The following is a 7495-nucleotide window of genomic DNA, read 5'->3' as shown; positions in this document are numbered from 1 at the left end:
AAACTTTTTGGCCCAACCCCGGGAAAATGTGGTAGCCCTTCGGGCGGGCCATACGGAGATGACACAAGCAAGAAGCCCGGCTTGGGTTGTGTCCCCTTCGGTGGACTGCCCGCTTGGCGGCTAGTGTGCCGAGTCCAGGTGGGTGCGTTGGTCTTCGGTGAGGGTTAGGTCTACTGCTTCCAGGCTTTCGTTGAGTTGTGCTGTTGAGGATGCGCCGATCAGCGGGATGACCGGGAGGTCGCCGCCGATCATCCAGGACAGGACTACCTGGTTGGCTGTTGCTCCTGTTTCGCGTACGACCTCGTTGAGGGCAGCCAGGCGGGCCTTGGTGCCGGCGTGGTCGTGTAGTTCGCCCAGTGGGCGGTCCTTGCGGACGTAGGCGCCGGAGAGCAAGGGGGTGTACGCGACCAGGGTCAGGTCTGGACGGTCGCGTAGGTAGGTCATCAGTTCCGCGCTGAACAGGCCCTGGTCGCCGTCCTTCGAGCGGCGGCCTGGGATGTCGGCTCGGGCTCGGAGGTAGGTGTGGTGGTATTGCAGTACCTCGTAGGAGGGCAGGTTGGCGGCGGCGGCCAAGGTGCGCCAGCGTTCCAGGCGCCACGACCAGTGGTTGGACGCCCCCAGCATGGCCACCTCGCCGTTCGCCACCAGCTCGGCGAACGTCCTGACGATCTCCTCCTGCGGCACGGTCAGGTCGTCGGTGTGGGCGTAGAGCAGGTCCAGGCGGTCCACGCCCAGGTTTTCCCGGCTGCGGGCCGCGGACGTGCGGATCGCCTCCGGGGTCAGGCCCTCCAGGTTGAAGAAGTCCCGGCCCGGGACCTTCGGCCGGCCGCCGAGCTTGGTGGCGATCACGACCTCGTCGGTGATGCCCCGGCTGCGCCGCCACCGGCCCAGCAGGGCCTCGCTCTCGCCGCCCTGCGTGCCGTTGACCCAGAACGCGTAGTTGTTCGCCGTGTCCAGGAACGTGCCGCCGGCCTCGACGAAACGGTCCAGCACCGCGAAGGACCGCTCCTCGTCGACGACCGTGCCGAACAGCATCGCGCCTAACGCCAGCACGCTGACTTCGCGCTGGTGCTGCGGATCTGTGCCGATCTTCCGATACTTCATGGTCTCCCCTGTGCGCATGAACGGTCGCCGATCATGGTGCCGGGTTTCCGTCCACGGCCAAAAACAAGTGGTCCAGGCCCACGTACGCGAGGTTCGGGCCCCATTCCACGGCGTTGTCCGCCAGGGCCGCGTGCGGGAAGCGCCGCACGAAGCGCCGGAGCACGGTGGCCGCCTCCAGCCTGGCCAGGGGCGCGCCGACGCAGTAGTGGGCGCCGTGGCCGAAGACCAGGTGGCGGTCGGCTCGTTCGGCGACCGGGGCCAGGTCGTTCAGGTCCGCGTCGAACAGGCCGCCGCCGGCCAGGGAGACCAGGACGAGGTCGCCTTCGTTGAGGGACAGGCCCTCGAACTCGAACGTCTCCGCGACCACCCGGCCGACGTTGCGCAGCGGTGGGCGTTTCTCCAGCACGGACTCGACCAGGGACTCGACCTCGCCCGGACGGTCCGCTGCCACCCGGTCCCACAGCGCGCGGTCGTCCAGCACCGCCAGCAGGCAGGAGCCGATCAGGGACGCGGTGGTCTCCAGGCCGCCGAACAGGATCATCGACCAGGTCGCCGTGGTGCGGGCGCGGTCTTCCTCGGTGTCGCGGGGGAAGCCGTCCAGGGCGGGTGACGCGGCGAGGGCCCCGGTCATCTCCAGCATCACCCGGTGGGCGGCTTCGGCGTGGTCGCGGCGGTACATCGCCGCGATGAAGCCCGACAGCGTCTTCGACCACGTGTGCAGCACGGCCGGTTCCTGCGGCACGCCGACGATGTGGCCCATCACCCGCCCGGACACGCCCTCGGCCACGGTCGGCACGGCGTCGTGCGCCGGGTCGGCGGCCAGGTCCTCCAGGCACGCGTCCACGATCTCCTCGACGCGCCCGGCCAGCGAGCGCGTGAAGGACGCGGAGAACAGCCGCTGCATGGGTTTGCGCAGCGCCGCGTGCTCCTCGCCGTCGGTGTGCACGAACCACAGGCGCAGGAACTCCGTCAGCGCCCGGTGCTCCCGCCGCGACTCCTCGGTCATGTACAGCTCGCCCAGCCGCTTGGACGTCTGCGACGAGAACCCCGGGTGGTTGAGCACGACGCGGGCCACGGCCGGGTCGGAGACGACCCAGCACTCCAGCCCGTCGTCCCACTCCATGCCGCGCACGTCGTCGCGGACGGCCCCGGTCACGACTTCGCCGCCTCGATGAGCTTGTTCAGCCCGGCCGGGGTGGGCGCGAGCAGGAAGTCCCGCAGCCGCACGGACACGCCCAGCTCGTCGCGGATCAGCCGGAGCAGCTTCACCGCGCCCATCGAGTTGCCGCCGACGGTGAAGAAGTCGGTCTCGCCGGTCAGCTCGACGGGCTTGTCCAGCACCCGCGCGAACAGCGACGGCGCGGTGCCCAGCGGGTTGGCCGCGGGGGCGGCGGCGCGCTGCCCGGCCGGGGCGGCGACGGCGGCCAGCGCGCGGCGGTCCACCTTGCCGTTGCCGGTCACCGGCAGCCGGTCCACCACCGCCCACAGGGTGGGCACCATGTAGGCGGGCAGCCGGTCGGCGACCAGGTCGCGCAGCTCGTCGGTGCCGACGGGGCCGGCGGGCACGATCGCCGCGAGCAGCCGCTTGTCGGCGCTGTCCCCGTCGGTGACGACCACGGCCGCGTCGCGCACCCGCGGGTCGGTGGTCAACACGTCGGCGATGGCGGACAGCTCGATGCGGAACCCGCGCAGCTTCACCTGGTCGTCGCGGCGGCCGAGGAAGCGCAGGCGGCCGGCGCGGTCGACGCGCACCAGGTCGCCGGTGCGGTAGAGGCGGTCGGGGACGTCCGGGGAGAAGTGGCCGAACCCGCGCGCCGACTCGGCTTCGTCGTCCACGTACCCGTGCGCCAGGCCCTCGCCGGCCGCGTACAGCTCGCCCACCGCGCCCGGCGGCACGACGCGGTGCCGGCGGTCCAGGACGTGCACGCGCGTGCCGGGCAGCGGGGTGCCGATGGGCAGCGGGCCGTCCACCTCCGCCGGGGACGTCACCGAGTGGGTCGTGGTGAACGTGGTGTTCTCGGTGGGGCCGTAGCCGTTGGTCACGACGATGCCGGGGTGGCGCTCCAGCACCCGCGCGACGTGGGCGTGCGGCACCACGTCGCCGCCGGTGACGAGCTGCCGCAACCCGCCCAGCCCGGCCGGCGCGAACTCCTCGACCAGCCGGAACAGGCCCGCGGTGAGCCACGCGACGGTGACGCCGCGCTCCAGCAGGAACCCGCTCAGCTCGCTGGGCGAGGGCAGGCCGGCGGGGTGCACCTCCAGCGCCGCGCCGCCCGCGAGCGGCCCCCACAGCTCCAGCGTGGAGGCGTCGAAGGCCAGCGGGGACAGCCGCAGCACCCGGTCCTCGGGTCCTAAGTGGACGAAGTCGGGCTCGTGCACCAGGCGCACGACCGCCCGGTGCGGCACGGCGACGCCCTTGGGCAGGCCGGTGGAGCCGGAGGTGAAGGCGATGTAGGCCAGGTCGTCCGGCCCGGTCGCGGTCGGCTCGGCGGCCGACGCTTCCCAGGACGGTTCCCAGGTCGCGCAGGCCGGCACGCCCAGGTGGGAGACGTCCTTGGTGGCCAGGACGGCCTTCGGCGCGGCCTTGGCCAGGATGTGGCGGACCTGCGCCTCGGGCTGGGCCAGGTCCACGCCGACGTACGCCGCGCCCGCCCACGCGATGCCCAGCACGCCCACGACCTCGGCGATCGACCGGTCCAGCGCGACCAGCACCCGGTCGCCGCGGCCGACGCCCAGCTCCCGCAACCGCCGCGCCTGCTCGGCCGCCGCGCCGGCGAGCTGCGCGTAGGTCAGCTCCAGGTCGCCCTCGCGCACGGCGACGGCGTCCGGGGTGCGTCGCGCGGCGGCGCGGAACAGGCCGTCCGCGGTGGTCGCCGGGAACTCCCGCCGGGTCCGGTTGACCGCGTCGAGCACGGCCCTGCGCTCGGCGGACAGGCAGCGCAGGTCCTCGACCTTGCCGGTGGCCGTGGCCAGTTCCCGCACGGCGGTGGTGTAGTCGTCCAGGAACGCCCGCGCGTCGGCGGCGTCCCACAACGCGGTCGCGAACTCCAGCTGCGCGCCCAGCGTCGGACGGGAGCGGCCGAACAGCAGCGACAGGTCGAACTGCGCGCCGCCGCCGTGGCCCTCCTCGACGCGCAGCACCACGTCGCCGGCCTCGATCCGCTGCGGCACGAGCTGGTCGTGCATGCCGAAGGACACCTGCACCAACGGGTGCGCGCTCAGCCCGCGCTCCACGCCCAGGCGGGTGACCAGCTCGTCGAACGGCAGCGCGCCCGCCTCGATGCTGCGCGCCAGCGAGTCCTGCACCGCGCGCAGGTAGTCCGCCGCGGGCGCGTCGTCGTCCACCTCCACCAGCACCGGGACGAGGTTGCCCGCGACCGCGATCAGGTCGGCCAGCTCGGCGGTGTCGCGGCCGTAGAGGGACACGCCGACCAGCAGCCGGTCCACGCCCGTCCACCGGCTCAGCGCGAGGCCGTAGGAGGCCAGGAGCAGGGCGAAGGTCGTGATGCCGAGGTCGTGGGCGCGGGTCTCGGCCAGGGTGGTCAGCTCGGCGTCGAGGTCGAGCGGGATGCGCTCGCCCGCCGGGTCCTGCACGGTCGGGCGCGGCGCGTCGGTGGGCACCTCCAGCACGGTCGGCACGCCGTCGAGGTGCTTGAGCCAGAACTCGGCGAGGCGGTCCCACTCGCCGCTCGCGCGGTCCTGCTCGTGTCGGCGCAGCAACGCTTCCGTGGTGGGCGCGGGCGTCGTCCTGACCGGCTCGCCGGCGCTGAGCGCCCGGTAGTTGGTGAACAGCTCGTCCAGCAGCAGGCCGACCGCCCAGCCGTCGAGCAGGACGTGGTGGGCGACCAGCACGACGGCCTGCCGGTCGGCGCCGGTGACGAACAGGTAGCGCAGCGGGGGCGCGGCGGTGAGGTCGAACGGGATCCGGCCGTGCTCGGCGGCGGTGGCGCGGACGAACCCCTCGAAGTCCGGGCCGTCGTGGGCGATGTCGAGGATGTCCGGGGTGACCCGGTCCAGCACGACCGGCTTGACCTCGCCGTCCTGTTCGCGCAGGAGGGTGCGGAGGGTGGCGTGGCGGTCGGCGGCGGCCTGCGCGGCGCGGGCGAACACCGCGCGGTCCAGCGTGCCGCTGTCCACGTGGGAGGTGAAGACCAGGTTGTAGGTCGAGCCGCCGAGGACGTTCTCGATCAGCCACATGCCGCGCTGCGTCGGGGTCAGGGTCGCCGCCGGCGGCGCGTCGCCGGTCGTGGTGGCGCCGTTGGCGGTCGGGCCGTCGCCGTTGGTGGTGCCGCCGGCGCCGTTGGTGGTGGCGCCGGCGAGGACCGTGGCCAGCGGGGTGGACGACAGCAACTCCGCCACGGACAGCCGCAGCCCGAGCCGTTCCTGGGCCAGCGCGGTCAACCGCATGGCGCGCAGCGAGTCACCGCCCAGGGCGATGAAGCTGCGGTTGGCGAACCCCGCCCTGTCCGTCGCCGGTCCGAGGACCGAGAGCGCGTACTCGTCCAGTGACATGCCGACCTCCGGGTCTTGAGTGGAACTGCTGCCGGGCGAGAACCGCGCGGTCACCCACGCGGGGAATGCGCCGATAACGGCGCCGCGGCACCCCGACGGCAGTGGGCGCGGGAGGAGGGAGTTCCCCGAAGGTGACCGAAAACCCGAGGCCACGAGCCCGTGCGGCGGCCGTGTTCCGGTGTACGCGCCATTGCGCAATGTCCCCTAGCGAGTCACACAACTCCCCCGATGTCAACGACTCTAAAAGCGCTCTCCGAAGGGTGTCAACACTGCCCGTTCGGCCCGGCGAAGCATTCTCGGCAGGCAGGAATTCCACGTGACGGACGAATGTGTGAAAAGTATCCCGTACGGACTCCCGAACATTGTCGAATGCGTTCTCGCGCGAATACCAGGAATGGCCGGCGGACCTCAACGCCGACCTTCGTGAAGGCGCAGCCGCAGCGCGGTGTCGATCACGTCCCGGCTGTCGGCCGGCAGCGCCTGCGCCGCGGTCCGGCCGGTGGCGGCGAGGTAGGCGTCCACGAGCCGGTTGCCGGCCGCGCAGCCCGCGCCGGTGGGCAGGCCGACGGGGGTGCCGCCGTAGCGCAGGGCGGTCTCGTCACCGTGCACCCAGGCGGTGAAGTTCCGCGTGCCGGTCACGTCGAGTCCGGTTAGGACTTTCGCGACACCGCGTCATCCGTCAGGTGCGGCACACCGATGCGGGCGAAGCTGGACCGTTCAGTCGCCGCAGGCTCAAGCCCGTTGTGGACGGTCGGGTGTGCCGCAGGCCACAGCCGCCGGCTGTCACGTCCGACGCCCGCTCCCCGGTCCCTTGTCGTGACCGGACTCGGGAAGGAGCGGACGATGCCCAACGGTGTGATCGTCAAGTCGGTGGTGGTGCTGGGCGCGGTGACGATGCTGGCCGCCGGCGTCTGGGGCCGCGTGGACCCGGCGGGTTTCGCCCGGTTCACCGGTTGGCCCAACCACGAGCACTTCCTGCACGACGCTGGGGTGTTCCAGATCGGGATCGGGCTGATGATGCTGTCGGCGCTGTGGTGGCGGGACGTGATCGCGGTCGTGCTGGCCGGTTTCTGGGTGACCAGCGCCCTGCACGCGCACAACCACGCGGTGGACCTGGACCTGGGTGGCAAGCCCACCGACCCGTGGCTGCTCGCGGGTCTGGCGGTGCTGGGGCTGGCGGCCTGGGTGGCGCGCGTGCGGCGCCTGCGGCGGGAAAGGGCGGCGGGAGAGGGCGGTGTGAGCGGGCACGTCACAGCGCGGTAACGGTTCGCGCGGCGGGGCCCGGCGCTTCGGTCGCCGATGTTTGCTGTGCGCCATGAACAAGAAGGTCACGTCCGTGCTGCTGGCCCTGGGCTGCGCCGCCTCGCTGGCGGCGTGCTCCAGCAGCGACGACAAGTTCGTCGAGGAGCTGAAGGCCGCCGGCTTCAGCAACGTCGGCGAGCCGCGCAGCGAGTCCGACAGCAAGAAGAAGAAGTCCAAGAAGGTCGGCAAGCGGACGGTCAAGACGTCCGACAAGGTCCTTGAGGCGACCGTGCGGGTCAAGGGCTGCGACCTGGAGTTCGAGAAGGTGGCCGGGCAGTCCGGCTACTGGCTGGACGAGCTGCACGTCAACGGGCAGGAGCCGGACTGGCCGGGTTACCCGGAGAACCTGAAGCAGGCCGACGTGGTGGCGCTGCTGGCGGGCAACCAGCCCAAGCCGGACGGGTTCAAGGACTGCTACAAGCCCAACGAGGCCTGACCCGCACGGGGCTCGGCCGCTCGCCGGCGGTCGGACGGCCGCCGGGGTCGGACGACCGCCGGGGTCGGCCGCGCTCGGCGAGGCGTTCGCTCGCCGCCGGGGCGATCGCGAAGGTGGCGCAGTTCCAGCTCGGGCATCGCG

Annotated in this window: 6 protein-coding genes; 2 read left to right on the top strand and 4 right to left on the bottom strand. The window is 72.4% G+C overall.

The features are described from left to right. Nucleotides 1–120 precede the first annotated feature (120 nt). The 4 genes from ABD126_RS28670 to ABD126_RS28655 all read right to left on the bottom strand — a co-directional run bounded on the left by ABD126_RS28670 (nucleotide 121) and on the right by ABD126_RS28655 (nucleotide 6255). Complete coding sequence (locus ABD126_RS28670; protein WP_343937082.1) at nucleotides 121–1104, bottom strand: aldo/keto reductase; 984 nt, start codon at nucleotides 1102–1104, stop codon at nucleotides 121–123. 31 nt (nucleotides 1105–1135) lie between these two features. After that, entirely contained in the window at nucleotides 1136–2260 is a 1125-nt protein-coding gene (locus ABD126_RS28665; RefSeq protein ID WP_343937081.1) for a cytochrome P450 family protein, read from the bottom strand. After that, nucleotides 2257–5616 (bottom strand): non-ribosomal peptide synthetase, encoded by a 3360-nt coding sequence (locus ABD126_RS28660; protein WP_343937080.1) that lies wholly within the window; start codon nucleotides 5614–5616, stop codon nucleotides 2257–2259. Before ABD126_RS28660 ends, ABD126_RS28665 begins: the two co-directional genes overlap by 4 nt. A 408-nt stretch (nucleotides 5617–6024) precedes the next feature. Next, nucleotides 6025–6255: a DUF2268 domain-containing putative Zn-dependent protease gene (locus ABD126_RS28655; RefSeq protein ID WP_343937079.1), complete on the bottom strand. Its 231-nt coding sequence runs from the start codon at nucleotides 6253–6255 to the stop codon at nucleotides 6025–6027. A 204-nt stretch (nucleotides 6256–6459) separates the two neighbouring features. Here ABD126_RS28655 and ABD126_RS28650 point away from each other — a divergent pair, with 204 nt between their 5' ends. Beyond that, nucleotides 6460–6879, top strand: coding sequence for a hypothetical protein (locus ABD126_RS28650; protein WP_343937078.1), 420 nt, complete (start codon nucleotides 6460–6462; stop codon nucleotides 6877–6879). Between the two features lie 52 nt (nucleotides 6880–6931). Further along, a complete protein-coding gene (locus ABD126_RS28645) occupies nucleotides 6932–7354 on the top strand; it encodes a hypothetical protein (RefSeq protein WP_343937077.1) in 423 nt (140 codons plus the stop codon). Nucleotides 7355–7495 lie beyond the last annotated feature (141 nt).

This window comes from Saccharothrix mutabilis subsp. mutabilis (genome assembly GCF_039521145.1).
In the GTDB taxonomy this organism is placed as follows: Bacteria; Actinomycetota; Actinomycetes; order Mycobacteriales; family Pseudonocardiaceae; genus Actinosynnema; species Actinosynnema mutabilis.
The sequence above is the reverse complement of the archived record's forward strand: the minus strand, read 5'-3'. Positions and strand labels throughout refer to the sequence as shown.